The organism is Shewanella sp. MTB7 (genome assembly GCF_027571385.1).
GTDB lineage: Bacteria > Pseudomonadota > Gammaproteobacteria > Enterobacterales > Shewanellaceae > Shewanella.
This window is the reverse complement of record NZ_CP085636.1, coordinates 1,531,400-1,546,490: the sequence shown is the minus strand read 5'-3', so window position 1 is coordinate 1,546,490 and position 15,091 is coordinate 1,531,400. Positions and strand designations below refer to the sequence as shown.

Here is a 15,091-nt window from a genome sequence, read left to right as displayed (position 1 = left end):
CCTCCTTTTTGTTAAAAGGACATCCATGACTGAACTTGAAGCCTCGATAAAGATTGAAGTCAAAACAGAATATATCGAAGAGCAGTCTTCACCAAATGATGAGAGATATCTGTTTAGATACACAATCACCATTATCAACTTAGGTAAAGAACCCGTGACGCTAAAAACTCGTCACTGGTCTATCACTGATTCAAATCAACACTTCAGCGTAGTACAAGGCGCGGGCGTAGTGGGTGAAACACCAACAATAGCCCCTGACACTGCTTACCAATACACAAGTGGCACTGTACTCGAAACTCCCTTAGGTGTAATGCAAGGCAGCTATGGTATGCTCACAGAAAGTGGTGAAGTATTTAACGCAACCATTCTCCCCTTTCGACTCTCTGTTCCTGGATTACTGCACTAGAAATAGCGATTGTCTTTTTCTGCTATCTAAATCGAGGTCACATTTCTCAGGTATAAACATATTTCTTTTCCTTTCAGCGCCCATTACAGTTATATATTGATTTAAAAGGATTAAAATAAGAGATGGCAAATTATTTTGTGGGTGATATTCAGGGTTGTTTCGATGAGTTAATTCAACTTTTATCTAAAGTTGATTTCAATCCTTCACGAGATCAACTTTGGGCTGTAGGTGACTTAGTCGCTAGAGGAGCGGGCTCGTTGCCTACACTGAGGTATTTTAAACAGCTTGATGGATCAGCTAATGTTTCTTTGGGCAATCATGATCTGCATTTAATGGCCGTACACGCCAAAATCAAAAGAGTTAACCCGAAAGATAAACTAGAGGCTTTGCTTGCTGCACCAGACATTACCTCGTTAATAGGCTGGCTACGCCATCAACCGCTTCATCAAGAATTACCTGAACACAAGATTATAATGAGCCATGCTGGTGTTCCACCTCAATGGGATCTGTCCACACTAAGAGCCGAAAGCCAACTGGTCACCCAAGCTTTACTGTCAACAAATTATGAGAAGAGCCTGATCCAGAAAATGTACACCTCGGGCTCAAACCTATGGCACCTTGGAATGGATGATTTAGAGAGAAAGATCTATTGCATAAATGCACTCACGAGAATGCGTTTTTTACACAGCGATGGCAGACTCGATTTTGAATGCAAACTATCCCCGGCAGAATGTAAGGATCCTGATCTAACCCCCTGGTTTATACAAGAAGGTAAAATTAACAAAACCCATACGCTGGTATTTGGTCATTGGGCTGCAGTGATGGGCGAAGTTGACTCTCCTACCATTAAAGCGCTGGACACAGGCTGTTGCTGGGGAGAGTATTTAAGCCTATGGCATCTAGAAACTGATGAAATAATTACCCAAAACAAGTTAAAAAAGAGTTAAACTAAAACAACTTTTTGCCGATAACTAATCGTTGTTCATGAATATTCAAGCACTCAATTAACCATAATTAAGTGCTAGGGACATAATAATAATACCAAAACGGAGCACCCTATGAAATTGAATGTCGCCACTAGAGTTATCGGCGGGTTTAGTATTGTCACCTTACTCTTAATTGCATTGGGTGGCGCTTCCTTGCTCACTAACAGCGATCTTAAAAGTAGTACTCAAATACTACAAGAATTAAGCCTACCAGCTTTAGAATCCAGTAGTCGTCTAATTCAAAATCTATCGCTGCAAGAGAAACAAATTTTAATCGCTTATCACAGCACTCAACCAGATAAAATTTCGGCACTAAAAAGCAAATTTACCGAACATAGCCAGTCTTTCAACACTGAACTAAATACACTGTCCAGACTGCTAAGTTCCCAACAACAGGCTGGCTTTGCCAGTATGACTTCGACACTGAGAAGCCGTTATCAAGACTTTGTAGCCAGTAGTAACAAGTTAATCATTACTCATGAAAATGCCCTTATTACCCAAGAAAAGTTAGTGGTCAAACTGGCGGAGTTAGAGGAAACGGCTGACGATACGGCCTCTCTTCTTCTGGATCTCATTGATCTTGAAACCAGTGAAGACCTAACCGATCAAGAGATAGCTGCAACGGCGAGCAATATAGATAATAGTCTCAGCAGTATTGCCAGTACGAATTTCGACCTAATTAACAGCAAGTCTCAGCCTAAATTTGAAACCATATCCCAAGAGCTAAATTACCTGATAAATGATGCTCAAAGTAAACTCGAATATGTCACTCGTCACTGGGATGGAGTTGTCGATGCGACTTTGATGAGTGATATTAACACCGAAGCCGCTAAGGTATTTACCCTACTTCAAGGTAATAATTCTCTGCTGGCGATGAAAGAACGTCAACTAAATTTTGACGCTTCCGCCGAACAGATGCTGAAAAAGGTCAACCAAGATGTGGATGGCGTTAATGTCATCATGAGTGAATTGATTGAAAAAGTTGAATCTGTCTCCACCCAAATTAGTCACAAAGCTATCGAAGATATTGACAGAGCCAGTTTTAATACCATCATCCTGATGATTATTGTCATTTTTGTCGCCTTTGGTGTGAGCTACGCGGTTATTACGCCACTCAAGCGGTCACTGAATAAGGTCAATACGGCGCTCAATATTTTGGCATCGGGTAACCTAACACATAAGTTAGACGATTCAGGTCATGATGAATTTGCAGAATTATCTCGTAACTGCAACCGCTTGGTTGATAGCTTAAGAAATCTGATACAAGGAATTTTAGACCGCTCAAATCAACTTGCTGCTGCGGCAGAGGAAACGTCGGCTATCACCACACAAACCACGGTCAGCATTCAGGAGCAGAAAAGTCAGGTCGATCAGGTGGCCACTGCGACGACCCAATTGAACTCCAGCGCACAACAAGTAACAAGCAGTGCCGATGATGCATTGAAACAGATCAAACAAGCTGATGAAGAAGCACAGCATATGCGTGCTATTGCTGACGAAAATAAACAAACTATTCTGGCATTAGCCGATGAAGTTGCCAAAGCTGGCCTAGTGATCAATAAGGTACATACAGATAGCGCCTCTATTGGTTCAATTCTGGACACTATTCGTGGTATTGCAGAGCAGACTAACCTACTCGCATTAAACGCGGCTATTGAAGCAGCACGAGCTGGTGAGCAAGGACGTGGCTTTGCGGTTGTTGCAGACGAGGTGCGTAGTTTAGCCTCAAGAACACAAGACTCAACTCAAGAGATCCAGCAGATGATCCAAGTCTTACAACAGGGTACTCAAGAAGCTGTATCTGTGATGGAGCAGAGCCGTAATCAAGCCAGCATATGTGTCGAAAAAACAGAGCAAGCAAACGTGGCACTGGAAAGTATCAGCGAAGCGGTGCATCAAGCTCACGATTCTGGTACCCATATAGCTCATGCTGCTCAGGAGCAAAACTTAGTTAGCCAACAAGTCTCTGAAATGTTGGAACATATTGCAGCTATTTCAGAAGAAACCGCATCAGGCGCAGATCAAACAGCCCAATCGAGTCATCAAGTTGCCCAGCTTGCGGAGGAACTTCAGGCCTCTGTAGGCGAGTTTAAGGTATAATCTGCGGTTTACTTACTGTTCAGAAGATAAAAAAATACCGGACATATACATATGTCCGGTATTTTTATTTTTAGTCAAATAACAGCTAACCACCAGATATACGCGCTTGAATTGCGACATTAATTGCGCTGTCACTATGTCCGTTCGCTTCAACCCAAGCGCTAATGTCATTGCCATCGGCTTCAGCAGCATTCAACTTAGAAACCGGTAAACGCTTAGCAATATAGGTTCCAATCTCATCTGAGCCACTTTTAAATGCAAAACGCAGTAAACTATAACCGTTACAAGAAATATCAGCATATATATTTCGTATCTTTATACGGGTCTCTTTAAGTTTTTTTCGTAATCTATTCTTATCATTAGTTTGAACATACTGACAGATAGAGGACGCTAATGGATACTCGGCATGGGCGGGAAGCGTATAGCTAGAAAGTGCAATAACTGCAGCTATCGTTATAGGCAACAGGCGCATAGGATACTCCTTTAAAATTTAATAATTTTTTTATGTTTATTTGCGGAGTACCAGTAAGGTTTAAGCCGCACTTACTACTCAATAATGTAGCAAGCACTATAACTTAACATTTTTTTACCAACTCTATAAAGCGATACCCCAAACCTTTATCACTTATAGCACTTTTTGATCCAACTTTTAACCATGTTCCGTCATCCCACTCTGGAAAATATGTGTCACCATCGACATTAAGGTTAATCTCAGTCAAGTACAGCTTATCAGCCAGCGCTAGTGTAGTCCTATAGAGTTGTCCTCCACCGATGACCACTAATTCTTCAATATCACCTGCGGCTTCCATTGCAGCTTCAAAAGAGGTAACGCAAGTCGTCCCTTCAATAGCCAACTCCTCTTGGCGACTAATCACAATATTATGCCGCCCAGGAAGTGGTCTACCGATAGAGTCGAAGGTCTTCCGTCCCATCACGATAGGCTTACCTAATGTCATCACTTTAAAATGACGAAGATCCTCGGGAAGATGCCATGGCATTTGATTATCTTTACCGATGACACGATTATTTGCCATCGCAGCTATTAAGGCTATTTTCATTCTATCTCCGAGAATTTATTATAGGTTTATCTATGTCCAAACGGTTGCCAATAGAGCCCTAAACGTTCAGTGCTAATTTAGCTATATCACAGGCCGTGTTCTAAAGTAGAGCAGACTCGGCATTGCAAGTCCTACCGATAACGCCCCTAATAAAAATACGGTCTTTAAACCATTACTGATCACGGCAGAGGTAAGTTCAGGAGTGACCTCTGACTGAGCAGTTAGCTGTACCAGAGCTATTACAGTATTAAAAGCATAGGTGCCAGGAATCATTGGGATTATTGCCGCTACAGCATACATCAATGGTGGGGCCAGATGGCGCTTTGCAAAACCGATAGTCACCAAACCAACCAGCGCAGCTGCGATAAATGTTGCCCACTCGATTGGTAAGCTAAAATGTAACAGCAAAGTTCTACTGCTATGTCCCAAAGCACCCGCTATTGCACAATAGGGCAAAAAACGCTTGGGTACATTAAACACCATGGCAAAACCAACTGCCGGTATGGCTGAAAAAAATGCATCATGAAGCAATTTAATAATGAGTTCAATCATAGAAGAAGCCCACCTAACTGCATTGAAATGGTGATACCTATCACTGAAGATATGGTGAGTAAAGTCGCATGGCCCCAACGGGAAATCCCAACATTCAAATGCCCTTTCACCATATCTGAAATGGCATTTATCATAGGAAACCCGGGCACTAACATCAACACACTCGCGGCCATCGGTAATTTAGGCGTATCCGTTAAATCAAAATGATAACCCAGTTGGGCAATTAACGTGATCACGAAAGCCGTGATGGCAAAATTAAGCAATAGGTTAAAATGGTATTTAGCGATAGAAACTCTGACAAACATGCCGACGGAAGAGGCAATGAAAGTAATAATACAAGCCGTAATATCACCACCAAACAGATGGCAGAAACTGGCACAGGATAGACCAATCATAGGCACTAAATAACGTTTTGGGTAAGTTCTAGGCTCGATACGTGAAACTCGCTTTCTCACCTCATTGATACCATATAGGCCTTTCTCTGTGAGTAAACAGATCCGCTGCAATTCACAAATAATCGCCATATTAATACCATGTTCACGAATTCTACGTGTGGTAGTAATACAGCGTCCATGAACTAAACTGGTTAACACAAGAGAATTTGAGGAGATGGAAATTTCTACGCTGGCTAATCCTAAAGCATAGCCAAGGCGCTGGCTTATCTCTTCGACAAGCTCAGATTCAGCGCCATAGGCCAACAATAGTTGAGCCACTCGGACAACTTGCCGAGTTATATCATTTTGAGTATCTGCGTACACTCTAGTCTCAAAAAAAATATCTCATTAACTATAGATAAGATAGTCAAAACTATCTTTGGTAGATAACCTTTACATCATAATCATCATCGTCGAAGTCATCATCGTCATCATCATCTGCAACGTAATTTTCGTTCAATGATTCGTTAGCCTTCTCATGGTAGTTATCCCATTTGAATTCAACTTCAGCTTCTTTATCAATTTCTTCCTCTGGTGGAAGCGCATCAATAAAGTCGATTAATTTAAGACTTAATGCCTCGGTACCTTCACGGTTATAGGCTGAAATGGTGTAAACGTCACCTTCCCATTCAAGCTCTTTAACTACGCGAGCAACGCGCTCTTTAAGCTCATCTTCAAGCATAAGATCGGTCTTGTTTATCACTAACCAACGCGGCTTAATAGCAAGTTTAGGAGAATGCTTTTCTAGTTCAGCAACAATCGCTCGTGCTGAATCAACCGGATCAGAACCATCAATAGGATCGATATCTAGGATGTGCAATAGAACACGACAACGCTCAAGATGTTTCAGGAACTGAACACCTAGACCGGCACCATCTGCTGCACCTTCAATAAGACCTGGAATATCAGCAATCACAAAGCTCTGACCATGTCTTGGGTTAACCACACCAAGGTTGGGCACTAACGTCGTAAACGGATAGTCAGCAACTTTTGGTCTAGCGCGTGACACGGCACGAATAAAGGTAGACTTACCCGCATTAGGCATACCTAAAAGGCCCACATCAGCAAGCAACATAAGCTCAAGTTTTAAGCTACGCACCTCACCAGGAGTCCCTAATGTTTTCTGCCTTGGTGCACGGTTAGTACTACTCTTAAAACGAGTGTTACCTAGCCCGTGGAAGCCACCTTTTGCGACTAACATCCTTTGACCATGGTGAGTTAAATCACCAAGAGACTCTTGTGTCTCTTCGTCAATAGCACGAGTACCAACAGGAACCGATAGAACTAAATCTTCACCACCATGTCCGGTACAGTCACGACCGCGACCATTTTTTCCACGTTCAGCAAAATGAAAACGCTCGAATTGAAAATCAATTAGCGTGTTATAACTTTCATCAGCTTGCAGATAAACACTGCCACCATCACCACCGTCGCCGCCATCTGGGCCGCCATCGGGTACATATTTCTCGCGTCTAAAACTAACGCAACCACTACCACCATCACCAGCTTCAACTCTGATCACAGCTTCATCGACAAACTTCATACCTACTCCGGGCACCACAGAATGAAAGAATTATACTTCTTTGTGATTCATGTAGCCAAAATTTTTACCATAAACAATAAAGCCCCACCAAAGGCGGGGCTTTAACAAGCAATCTTAGCGTGAGCTAATGATTAGCCTTCGATGCTAATAAACTTACGGTTATTAGGACCTTTAACTTCGAACTTAACTTTACCGTCAGTCAAAGCAAATAGAGTATGGTCACGACCAATACCTACGTTTACACCAGCGTGGAATTTAGTACCACGTTGACGAACGATAATGTTACCAGCAAGAACTGATTCACCACCGAAGCGCTTTACACCAAGACGTTTACTTTCTGAATCGCGGCCGTTACGAGTCGAACCGCCAGCTTTTTTATGTGCCATGAGTTATAACTCCTAATTAAGCGTTGATAGCTGTAATTTTAACTTCGGTAAACCACTGACGGTGGCCCATTTTTTTATCGTGGTGCTTACGACGACGAAACTTAACAATAGTCACTTTATCAGCACGGCCGTGGCTAACTACTGTAGCAACAACCTTGCCACCTTCAACTAAAGGTGCACCAACATGAACAGTCTCACCGTCAGCAACCAAAAGAACTTGGTCAAACTCAACAGTTTCGCCTGTAGCGACTTCTAATTTCTCTAGACGAACAGTATGGCCTTCAGCAACACGATGTTGCTTTCCACCACTTTGAAAAACAGCGTACATAGCTATTTCACTCCGATTTTTTCTATCACCCGGCTCATTTGATGAGGCAGGGGTGTATAAAAGCTTTAATGACAATGGTCGCGGAGTTTACGCTAAGAACTCTAAGCTGACAAGCCCTAATTCAATAAGAATAAAAAAAGAACGGAATTACTCCCAGTATCAGCTTCTAGTGATGCCTTAACGCTTATTTTTAGGTAGAATCTCAACATTATAACATTTAAACCATAAGCGGGGCGCCGATTATATGACTCCCCCATTAACCAGAGCCTTTCTATGGATTTGAACGCCATTCGTCAGTTAGCCGACAACGACATGAACAATGTTAATAAGCTAATATACAAACAACTAGAATCTGATGTAGCCCTGATTAATCAATTGGGCTTCTACATTATTAATGGCGGCGGCAAGCGTATGCGCCCCCTTCTATCAATTTTAGCTGCACGAGCTGTTAATTATGAAGGTGAAGCTCACCTTAAACTTGCAGCTATTATTGAGTTTATCCACACCGCCTCCTTACTTCATGATGATGTTGTCGATGAATCCCTTTTACGCCGTGGCAGAGAAACGGCGAATGCCCTTTTCGGAAACAGTGCAAGTGTTTTAGTCGGTGATTTTCTTTACACCCGCTCATTTCAGATGATGACCGAGCTAGGTAGCATGGAGATCCTTGAAGTACTTGCCGATGCGACTAATGTATTAGCAGAAGGTGAAGTTTTACAGTTAATGAACTGTAATGACCCAAATACAACTGAAGAAAGCTATATGAGAGTGATCTACTGTAAAACGGCCAAGCTTTTTGAAGCAGCAACCCGTTTAGCCGGAGTCCTCGCCAATAGCTCTAACGAGATTCAAGCTGCTTTAGCCGCTTATGGAAAGTATTTAGGAACAGCTTTTCAACTGACCGATGATCTGCTTGATTATACCGCTGACACTGAAGAACTAGGTAAGAACATAGGTGACGATCTCGCAGAAGGTAAACCGACCCTCCCCCTTATCTATGCAATTTCTCACGGTTCGGATGCTCAAAAGCTTCTTATACGTACCGCTATCGAAAAAGGTGATGGTACAGACAGTATTGAACCTATATTAGCAGCCCTCGAAGATTGTGGCGCACTTGAATACACTTTTAAACGTGCTCAAGAAGAGTCAGATAAAGCCATAGAGGCGCTTTCTATACTGCCGGAGAGTGATTACAAGCAAGCGCTAATTTCTCTCGCTAAAATAGCTGTAGCTCGCAACCATTAATTTTACATCGGTTATCAAACACAAATCCCCTCAATCGCTTTGACGTACAGGATGTAGGGAATGCCAAGAAATGTAGGGAACATTTCAGGTGTCATGCGATCGGGGACAAGTACTCTGACTATCAGGAATGATAGGAATGCACAGAGATGAAGGAACACCTCCTGCCATGTACAAATCCCCTCAATCGCTATCCATGCGATCGGGGATAAGTACATCCATGTACAAAAAAGGAGCCGACAGGCTCCTTTTTATTTGTCAGATTTGAATCAGACAATAATTACTTAACAAACTCGACACCAAGCTTAATGTCAGCTTTAAGCGTATCTAGCATCGCATCACGAGCATTTGCTTCGAACTCACTCACGTCACCATAAGCTAGTACTTTTTCTACGCCTTTCTTACCCAGTAAGATTGGCTGTGCGAAAAATTCAGCATGCTCACTACCACCATCAACATAGGCACACTCAATCACATTTTCTTCACCTTGAAGACCACGTACAAGCGCTAGACCAAAGCGACAAGCAGCCTGACCCATAGAAAGTGTTGCACTACCGCCACCGGCTTTAGCTTCAACAACTTCAGTACCTGCATTTTGAATACGTGTCGTCAACGTCGCCACTTCTTCATCAGTGAAACTCACTCCTTCTATTTGAGAAAGAAGTGGAAGAATAGTCACCCCACTGTGTCCACCGATAACATTAACAGTGACATCTGCGACATTCAGACCTTTAGCTTCAGCAACAAAAGTCTCAGAACGAATAACATCAAGTGTTGTAATTCCGAACAAACGATTCTTATCGTACACACCCGCAGCTTTCAGCACTTCAGCTGCAATTGCCACTGTCGTGTTAACTGGATTAGTAATAATTCCAATTAAGGCATTTGGACAAGTCGCGGCACACTTTTCAACTAAGTTTCTAACGATTCCGGCATTAATATTGAATAAATCTGAACGATCCATTCCTGGCTTTCGAGCTACACCAGCCGAGATCAAAACAACATCCGCACCTTCAAGTGCTGATGAAGGATCTTGACCAGCAAAACCTTTAACTTCTACAGCTGTCGGAATATGACTAAGGTCAACGGCAACACCAGGTGTTACAGGAGCGATATCATATAGTGATAGTTTTGAGTCAGCAGGCAATTGCGTTTTTAGTAGTAAGGCAAGAGCTTGACCAATACCACCAGCGGCACCAAGTACAGCAACTTTCATAGTTATCTCCGTCATTTCTTAGGTGTTTTGTGACATAAATCCATTTTACAGATGCAGCAACATTACTGTAATCACAGAGAAAGTTCAATTATCCCTTAGTCTTGGTTAGGTTATTATTGTCTTCATGCTTAATAAATAGTCTAAAAGCTCAGCATTTCAAGCTTGAAATTAACATTTCCCCCTTGAATCATCTATATCGAGCTACTTGGTAATGCAGGATTCAGTGGGGATTCTCAAATAGTTTAGCTATATATCCAGCATCACATACCTTCACCACAACAGTCTTTTTAAGTTGATAATGCATTCTTATTCACATAAGTCGAGTAGTTGTTGACAAAAACAGCTACAATATTCAAAATGATTAAGTTTTTTGAATATAGAATAATAAATTATGCAAGCAAATAGATCTCAAGACGAACTCGTAAAAACATTTAAATCAATTTTGAAAGAGGAGCGATTCGGTTCTCAGAGTGAAATTGTTCTCGCGCTTCAAGCTGAAGGCTATAGCAATATTAACCAATCTAAAGTATCTAGAATGCTCAGCAAGTTTGGGGCTGTTCGCACCCGAAATGCAAAGCAAGAGATGGTTTACTGCCTTCCTGCAGAGCTCGGTGTACCTACGGCAGGTAGTCCACTCAAAAATCTGGTATTAGATGTTGATCATAACCAAACTATGATCGTGGTAAGAACTAGCCCTGGAGCTGCTCAGCTGATCGCACGTCTACTTGACTCAATAGGTAAACCTGAAGGTATCCTCGGTACTATTGCAGGTGATGATACTATTTTCATCACCCCATCTAATATCCAAGAGATTGGTAAAACCTTAGCAACAGTTAAATCTCTATTTAACTTTTCCAGCTAAGTCTAATACTCATTGGTATAATCTAGGCGCTTAAACAAAGTTGGTAGACCTCATAAACTATCTTACCCTTCATTGAAGCAATAGCTATAAAACAAAAAACGCACCTTTAAAGGTGCGTTTTTGTATGGAAAGAAACAAAAACATTCGATTAATTTGCGGCTTTTTCCATAAAATCTAACGAAGGCGCGAAGAAAGATGAGCCTGTTAATGCTTGAGTAAAATGAAGCAGGTGGTCATGATTCCCTTCTTCATCACCATGCACCATACTATGAAGCATCTGTTCAAAGTGTTCTGAATTACGACAATTCGAAATAAACATAAGCCCCTGCTCTTTTACTGAGCCATAAGGCATACTCTGTCTCAAAATCTCCATCGAGTTACCTTGAGCATCTTTAAGATTTACACGCTTAATATGACTGGTTAAGGGTTTGTCAGCAGATGCGTACTCAATATTATCGTGCTTAGTTCGACCGATGATATCTTCTTGCTTCTTCTGTGGCAGCTTATGCCATTTACTCAGATTGTGAGCAAATTTTTGCACATGAACATAACTACCAGACTTAAATCCTATATCTTCGTCACCCACTAACGCCACCTCTTGCCGGTTTCGTCCTCTAGGGTTCTCTGTGCCATCAACAAAACCAGTTAAATCTCGATTATCCATAAAGCGAAAACCTCGCTCCTCATCGACTAATTCAACTAATCCCTCAAACATTTGACATACTTCGTTAGCAACTAGATGCAATGTATCTAAACGGTCACAACGAATATGCACAAAAAGATCATACTCTAAAGCTGGCATATCACGATTACCAGCACGTTTCGCCGGAAATGGTCTTAACTGTGCAGGACGAGCAGCTGAATATAGGTTATCCCAATAGTTAGCCCCGATAGCAATGAACCCATTAAAAGCACTATCTGCATATTGATCGCTAAGCTCATGAATATACTGAGCCACATTCGCCAAACAAGGTCGTAATTGTGATTCAACACCATCATTAGCATTAAACATTAAATACACACTGTGTAAATTACCTTCAGCACACACGCCTAACTGTTCACGAGGCATAAACTGATCACCCATATCCTAACCGCCTTCTTAACATTAATTCATTATCGGCAGTATTATCAATAATTTTAGATTTTAATGATATTAACTAACGCACAATTAATGTCATTAAAATTCATACATTTATTATCGACTTAAATTAGCATGCCATTCCTGAAAGGATTGAACTATCAAAAAATAACGAAAGAATGCACCGATATTATAAGTGAAACTCGTTGGCCGGGTACAAATTGCTCATACAGGCTAGTAACTTGGTAACATGATCCAGCAACCTTGACCTGATAATGACAACTACTCCCTAAGAAACGTCGTTCAATGATAACCCCGTCCCCAGTTTCATTCGCTATCATCTCAAACTGTTGGGGCCTTAGCATCACTTCTCCTTGGTAACTAACAGGGTAAGGTAACCTTGAAGTACTAGTGAAGCTTCCCAATGGGGTCTCAATACTAGAAGCGCTACTAACAACAGCGGGTAGGTAGTTACTCAGTCCTAAAAAATCAGCAACATACCTGTCATTAGGTGAGCGGTATAACTCCTCTGCCGTACCGTATTGTACTATTTGGCCCTCTTTAAACAGGGCAAGCTTATCGGCAAAAACAAAGGCTTCATCTTTACTGTGAGTAACAAAGACAGCGCTAACATTACTCTCTTTTAAGATAGTGCGGATCTCCAACATCATCTCACCACGTACCTTAGCATCGATATTTGAAAAAGGTTCATCAAGTAACAAAAGTTCAGGCTCATATGCTAGTGCACGTGCAATAGAAACACGCTGCTGCTGCCCCCCAGAAAGCTCATGGGGGAAACGTTTATCTAAGCCATCAAGTTTTACTAAAGAAAGCATCTCATTAAGACGTTGTTTACGTTTACCCTTTGATGTGCTCTTAACTCCGAAGAGTATATTGTCGGCCACATTCAAATGAGGAAATAAGGCATAATCTTGAAATATCATGCCTACACCACGTTGCTCACTGGGCACAAATACATCAGGCCCGGAAAGCACTCTCTTATTGATACTTATCTCACCCTTGCTGAGTAGTTGTAATCCAGCTATAGCACGTAGAAGAGTCGTTTTCCCACAGCCACTAGGGCCCAGTAAGGCGGTAATCTCACCTTTCTTAAGCGTGAGGTCTAGCCCTTTCAGAACTTGTTGTCCATGATAATCACTATGAACACCTTTGATACTTAATGTCGACATGCAAACCAGCTCCGAAAAAAATAAACCATCGAGCTCAACTCCAGTCTATCCATGCTGCTCCAGCGAGCGATTAAGGAATATAAGAGGAACTAAACCGACCAAAACAATCACTATCGCTGCCAAAGCTCCATGTTCTAACTGTTCATCGGAAACGAACTGAAATACATACGTAGCCAAATTTTCAAATCCTACAGGACGTAAGAGTAACGCTGCTGGAAGTTCCTTCATACACTCGATAAAAACAAGCAACATACCCGCAAATATACCCTTCCGTAACAGAGGTAAGTGTACTCGCCAAAGTAGAGCCGCGGGACTCAGCCCCATAGTAATTGTTACCATATCCAACGAAGGTGAGATACGTTTATAGCTGTTCTCCACACTGCCAATAGCAATTGCAGAAAAACGGATCGTAAAGGCAAAAATAAGCACGAACACACTGCCTGTAAAAATAAGCCCTGGGCCTAACTGCCCCATATATTCATAAAGATCATTAACGGCAAAATCGAGGTACGTTAGAGGAACTAAAATACCGATAGCTAGCACTGTTCCAGGCAGAGCATAACCAGTGGCGGATAGGCGTGAGGGCAAAAGATCTGCTTTTCTGGGGCTAACACGGCAAATAAACATCAGTACAATACCGATTAACGCAGCGATAATACTGACGATAACCGAAATGTAGAGGCTGTTAAAACTAAACTCCCAAAACTCTGCATGCCAGCTTTCATCAAAGTAATGCCATGCATAGTTAAGTAAAATAATAAAGGGCAGTAAAAAGGCTGTAACAAGTAAAAATGTGCAATAGCTCGTTGCCAAAAAAGCTTTTACTCCTTTAAGAGAATACAAGACACTCTTGATTTCTCCGGTTTGTTTTTGAAATAGTTGTTGTTTTCTTCGAGCAAATCGCTCAAAACCTATCATGGAGAATACAACAAGTAACATAATTGCAGAGAGTTTAGCCGCCGCAGACAAGCTGCCGTAGCCCAGCCAAGTATCGTAAACAGCGGTGGTTAATGTCGGCACTGCAAAGTAGCTTACTGTAGCAAAATCAGCCGCTGTTTCCATTGCAACTAAAGACACTCCAACGGCTAATGCAGGCCTTGCCATCGGTAGACTCAGACGCCAGAAACTCAGCCAAGGTCCACAACCCATGATTCTCGAAGCATGCTGCAAGCTCGAAGACTGCTCCATAAATGCAGTTCGTGCTAACAAATAGATATAGGGAAATAGGACTAGCGCCAACATCATAGCAGCCCCACCTAGGCTGCGAACCTCGGGGAAATAGTAATCTTGAGGGGTTAGCCAACCAAAGAAACTACGTAAAGACTTCTGAATTGGACCTGCATAGTCGAGTAGATCCGTATAGACGTAAGCCACAACATAAGCAGGCATAGCCAGTGGTAACAGCAGTGCCCATTGAAAAATACCACGTCCCGGAAAGTGACATTTAGCCACTAACCATGCAGCAGGTGTTGCAATGAGTATAGCCCCCAGACAAACCCAAAACATCAACAGTAAGGTATTGCTGATATAGGTAGGCAGTACTGTATTAAGAAGATGCCCGAAAACAGACTCTGCAGGAAGAGCGGCTTGAATAAGAATAGCGACAAGTGGAAGCGTGATCACAGAGGCGATAAGGTAGCCAATCAATGACCACCATCTGGATAAACCTAAAATCATCAATACGCCTTGAATTGAAAAACCTGAATGACC

16 protein-coding genes are annotated in these 15,091 nt (G+C 42.0%); 5 read left to right on the top strand and 11 right to left on the bottom strand.

Going from position 1 to position 15,091, the window contains the following annotated elements; translation table 11 throughout:
• Positions 1–25: 25 nt before the first annotated feature.
• The 3 genes from apaG (at position 26) to HWQ47_RS06435 (ending at position 3,492) form a co-directional block, all read left to right on the top strand.
• Positions 26–406 carry a Co2+/Mg2+ efflux protein ApaG gene (gene apaG, locus HWQ47_RS06445; RefSeq protein WP_269970349.1) on the top strand — a complete coding sequence of 127 codons (381 nt, stop codon included), beginning with the start codon at positions 26–28 and terminating at the stop codon, positions 404–406.
• Positions 407–528: 122 nt separating this feature from the next.
• Positions 529–1,353, top strand: coding sequence for a symmetrical bis(5'-nucleosyl)-tetraphosphatase (locus HWQ47_RS06440; RefSeq protein ID WP_269970348.1), 825 nt, complete (start codon positions 529–531; stop codon positions 1,351–1,353).
• Between the two features lie 111 nt (positions 1,354–1,464).
• Positions 1,465–3,492: a methyl-accepting chemotaxis protein gene (locus HWQ47_RS06435; RefSeq protein ID WP_269970347.1), complete on the top strand. Its 2,028-nt coding sequence runs from the start codon at positions 1,465–1,467 to the stop codon at positions 3,490–3,492.
• Positions 3,493–3,577: 85 nt separating this feature from the next.
• On the opposite strand, the gene HWQ47_RS06430 is transcribed toward HWQ47_RS06435, so the two are convergent.
• From HWQ47_RS06430 to rplU, 7 genes are all read right to left on the bottom strand, one after another.
• Positions 3,578–3,964 carry a DUF3718 domain-containing protein gene (locus tag HWQ47_RS06430; protein WP_269970346.1) on the bottom strand — a complete coding sequence of 129 codons (387 nt, stop codon included), beginning with the start codon at positions 3,962–3,964 and terminating at the stop codon, positions 3,578–3,580.
• A gap of 103 nt (positions 3,965–4,067) precedes the next feature.
• Positions 4,068–4,550 carry a type 3 dihydrofolate reductase gene (gene folA / locus HWQ47_RS06425; RefSeq protein ID WP_269970345.1) on the bottom strand — a complete coding sequence of 161 codons (483 nt, stop codon included), beginning with the start codon at positions 4,548–4,550 and terminating at the stop codon, positions 4,068–4,070.
• 81 nt (positions 4,551–4,631) lie between these two features.
• A complete protein-coding gene (locus tag HWQ47_RS06420; protein ID WP_269970344.1) occupies positions 4,632–5,102 on the bottom strand; it encodes a threonine/serine exporter family protein in 471 nt (156 codons plus the stop codon).
• Positions 5,099–5,860: a threonine/serine ThrE exporter family protein gene (locus HWQ47_RS06415; protein ID WP_269970343.1), complete on the bottom strand. Its 762-nt coding sequence runs from the start codon at positions 5,858–5,860 to the stop codon at positions 5,099–5,101. The genes HWQ47_RS06420 and HWQ47_RS06415 overlap by 4 nt, the downstream gene beginning before the upstream one ends.
• A gap of 49 nt (positions 5,861–5,909) precedes the next feature.
• Entirely contained in the window at positions 5,910–7,079 is a 1,170-nt protein-coding gene (gene cgtA / locus HWQ47_RS06410) for an Obg family GTPase CgtA (protein ID WP_269970342.1), read from the bottom strand.
• 131 nt (positions 7,080–7,210) lie between these two features.
• The gene (gene rpmA, locus HWQ47_RS06405; protein WP_144041299.1) at positions 7,211–7,465 is read right to left on the bottom strand and encodes a 50S ribosomal protein L27; all 255 of its coding nucleotides are present in this window, start codon (positions 7,463–7,465) and stop codon (positions 7,211–7,213) included.
• A gap of 16 nt (positions 7,466–7,481) precedes the next feature.
• A complete protein-coding gene (rplU, locus tag HWQ47_RS06400; protein WP_269970341.1) occupies positions 7,482–7,793 on the bottom strand; it encodes a 50S ribosomal protein L21 in 312 nt (103 codons plus the stop codon).
• A 273-nt stretch (positions 7,794–8,066) separates the two neighbouring features.
• On the opposite strand from rplU, the gene ispB reads away from it, so the two are divergent.
• Positions 8,067–9,038, top strand: coding sequence for an octaprenyl diphosphate synthase (ispB, locus tag HWQ47_RS06395; RefSeq protein WP_269970340.1), 972 nt, complete (start codon positions 8,067–8,069; stop codon positions 9,036–9,038).
• A 277-nt stretch (positions 9,039–9,315) separates the two neighbouring features.
• Here ispB and mdh read toward each other — a convergent pair whose 3' ends face one another.
• Complete coding sequence (gene mdh / locus HWQ47_RS06390; RefSeq protein ID WP_269970339.1) at positions 9,316–10,251, bottom strand: malate dehydrogenase; 936 nt, start codon at positions 10,249–10,251, stop codon at positions 9,316–9,318.
• Positions 10,252–10,642: 391 nt separating this feature from the next.
• On the opposite strand from mdh, the gene argR reads away from it, so the two are divergent.
• The gene (argR, locus tag HWQ47_RS06385) at positions 10,643–11,113 is read left to right on the top strand and encodes a transcriptional regulator ArgR (RefSeq protein ID WP_269970338.1); all 471 of its coding nucleotides are present in this window, start codon (positions 10,643–10,645) and stop codon (positions 11,111–11,113) included.
• 148 nt (positions 11,114–11,261) lie between these two features.
• Here the strand turns inward: argR and HWQ47_RS06380 are convergent, their stop codons facing one another.
• From HWQ47_RS06380 to HWQ47_RS06370, 3 genes are all read right to left on the bottom strand, one after another.
• The gene (locus HWQ47_RS06380) at positions 11,262–12,197 is read right to left on the bottom strand and encodes a Dyp-type peroxidase (protein ID WP_269970337.1); all 936 of its coding nucleotides are present in this window, start codon (positions 12,195–12,197) and stop codon (positions 11,262–11,264) included.
• Positions 12,198–12,352: 155 nt separating this feature from the next.
• Entirely contained in the window at positions 12,353–13,381 is a 1,029-nt protein-coding gene (locus HWQ47_RS06375; protein ID WP_269970336.1) for an ABC transporter ATP-binding protein, read from the bottom strand.
• A gap of 45 nt (positions 13,382–13,426) precedes the next feature.
• Positions 13,427–15,058, bottom strand: coding sequence for an ABC transporter permease (locus HWQ47_RS06370; RefSeq protein WP_269970335.1), 1,632 nt, complete (start codon positions 15,056–15,058; stop codon positions 13,427–13,429).
• Between the last annotated feature and the right edge of the window lie 33 nt (positions 15,059–15,091).

Coding starts and splice junctions, on each gene's coding strand:
- apaG (WP_269970349.1), top strand. CDS start 26: ATGACTGAACTTGAAGCCTCGATAAAGATTGAAGTCAAAACAGAATAT.
- HWQ47_RS06440 (WP_269970348.1), top strand. CDS start 529: ATGGCAAATTATTTTGTGGGTGATATTCAGGGTTGTTTCGATGAGTTA.
- HWQ47_RS06435 (WP_269970347.1), top strand. CDS start 1,465: ATGAAATTGAATGTCGCCACTAGAGTTATCGGCGGGTTTAGTATTGTC.
- HWQ47_RS06430 (WP_269970346.1), bottom strand. CDS start 3,964: ATGCGCCTGTTGCCTATAACGATAGCTGCAGTTATTGCACTTTCTAGC.
- folA (WP_269970345.1), bottom strand. CDS start 4,550: ATGAAAATAGCCTTAATAGCTGCGATGGCAAATAATCGTGTCATCGGT.
- HWQ47_RS06420 (WP_269970344.1), bottom strand. CDS start 5,102: ATGATTGAACTCATTATTAAATTGCTTCATGATGCATTTTTTTCAGCC.
- cgtA (WP_269970342.1), bottom strand. CDS start 7,079: ATGAAGTTTGTCGATGAAGCTGTGATCAGAGTTGAAGCTGGTGATGGT.
- rpmA (WP_144041299.1), bottom strand. CDS start 7,465: ATGGCACATAAAAAAGCTGGCGGTTCGACTCGTAACGGCCGCGATTCA.
- rplU (WP_269970341.1), bottom strand. CDS start 7,793: ATGTACGCTGTTTTTCAAAGTGGTGGAAAGCAACATCGTGTTGCTGAA.
- ispB (WP_269970340.1), top strand. CDS start 8,067: ATGGATTTGAACGCCATTCGTCAGTTAGCCGACAACGACATGAACAAT.
- mdh (WP_269970339.1), bottom strand. CDS start 10,251: ATGAAAGTTGCTGTACTTGGTGCCGCTGGTGGTATTGGTCAAGCTCTT.
- argR (WP_269970338.1), top strand. CDS start 10,643: ATGCAAGCAAATAGATCTCAAGACGAACTCGTAAAAACATTTAAATCA.
- HWQ47_RS06380 (WP_269970337.1), bottom strand. CDS start 12,197: ATGGGTGATCAGTTTATGCCTCGTGAACAGTTAGGCGTGTGTGCTGAA.
- HWQ47_RS06375 (WP_269970336.1), bottom strand. CDS start 13,381: ATGTCGACATTAAGTATCAAAGGTGTTCATAGTGATTATCATGGACAA.
- HWQ47_RS06370 (WP_269970335.1), bottom strand. CDS start 15,058: ATGATTTTAGGTTTATCCAGATGGTGGTCATTGATTGGCTACCTTATC.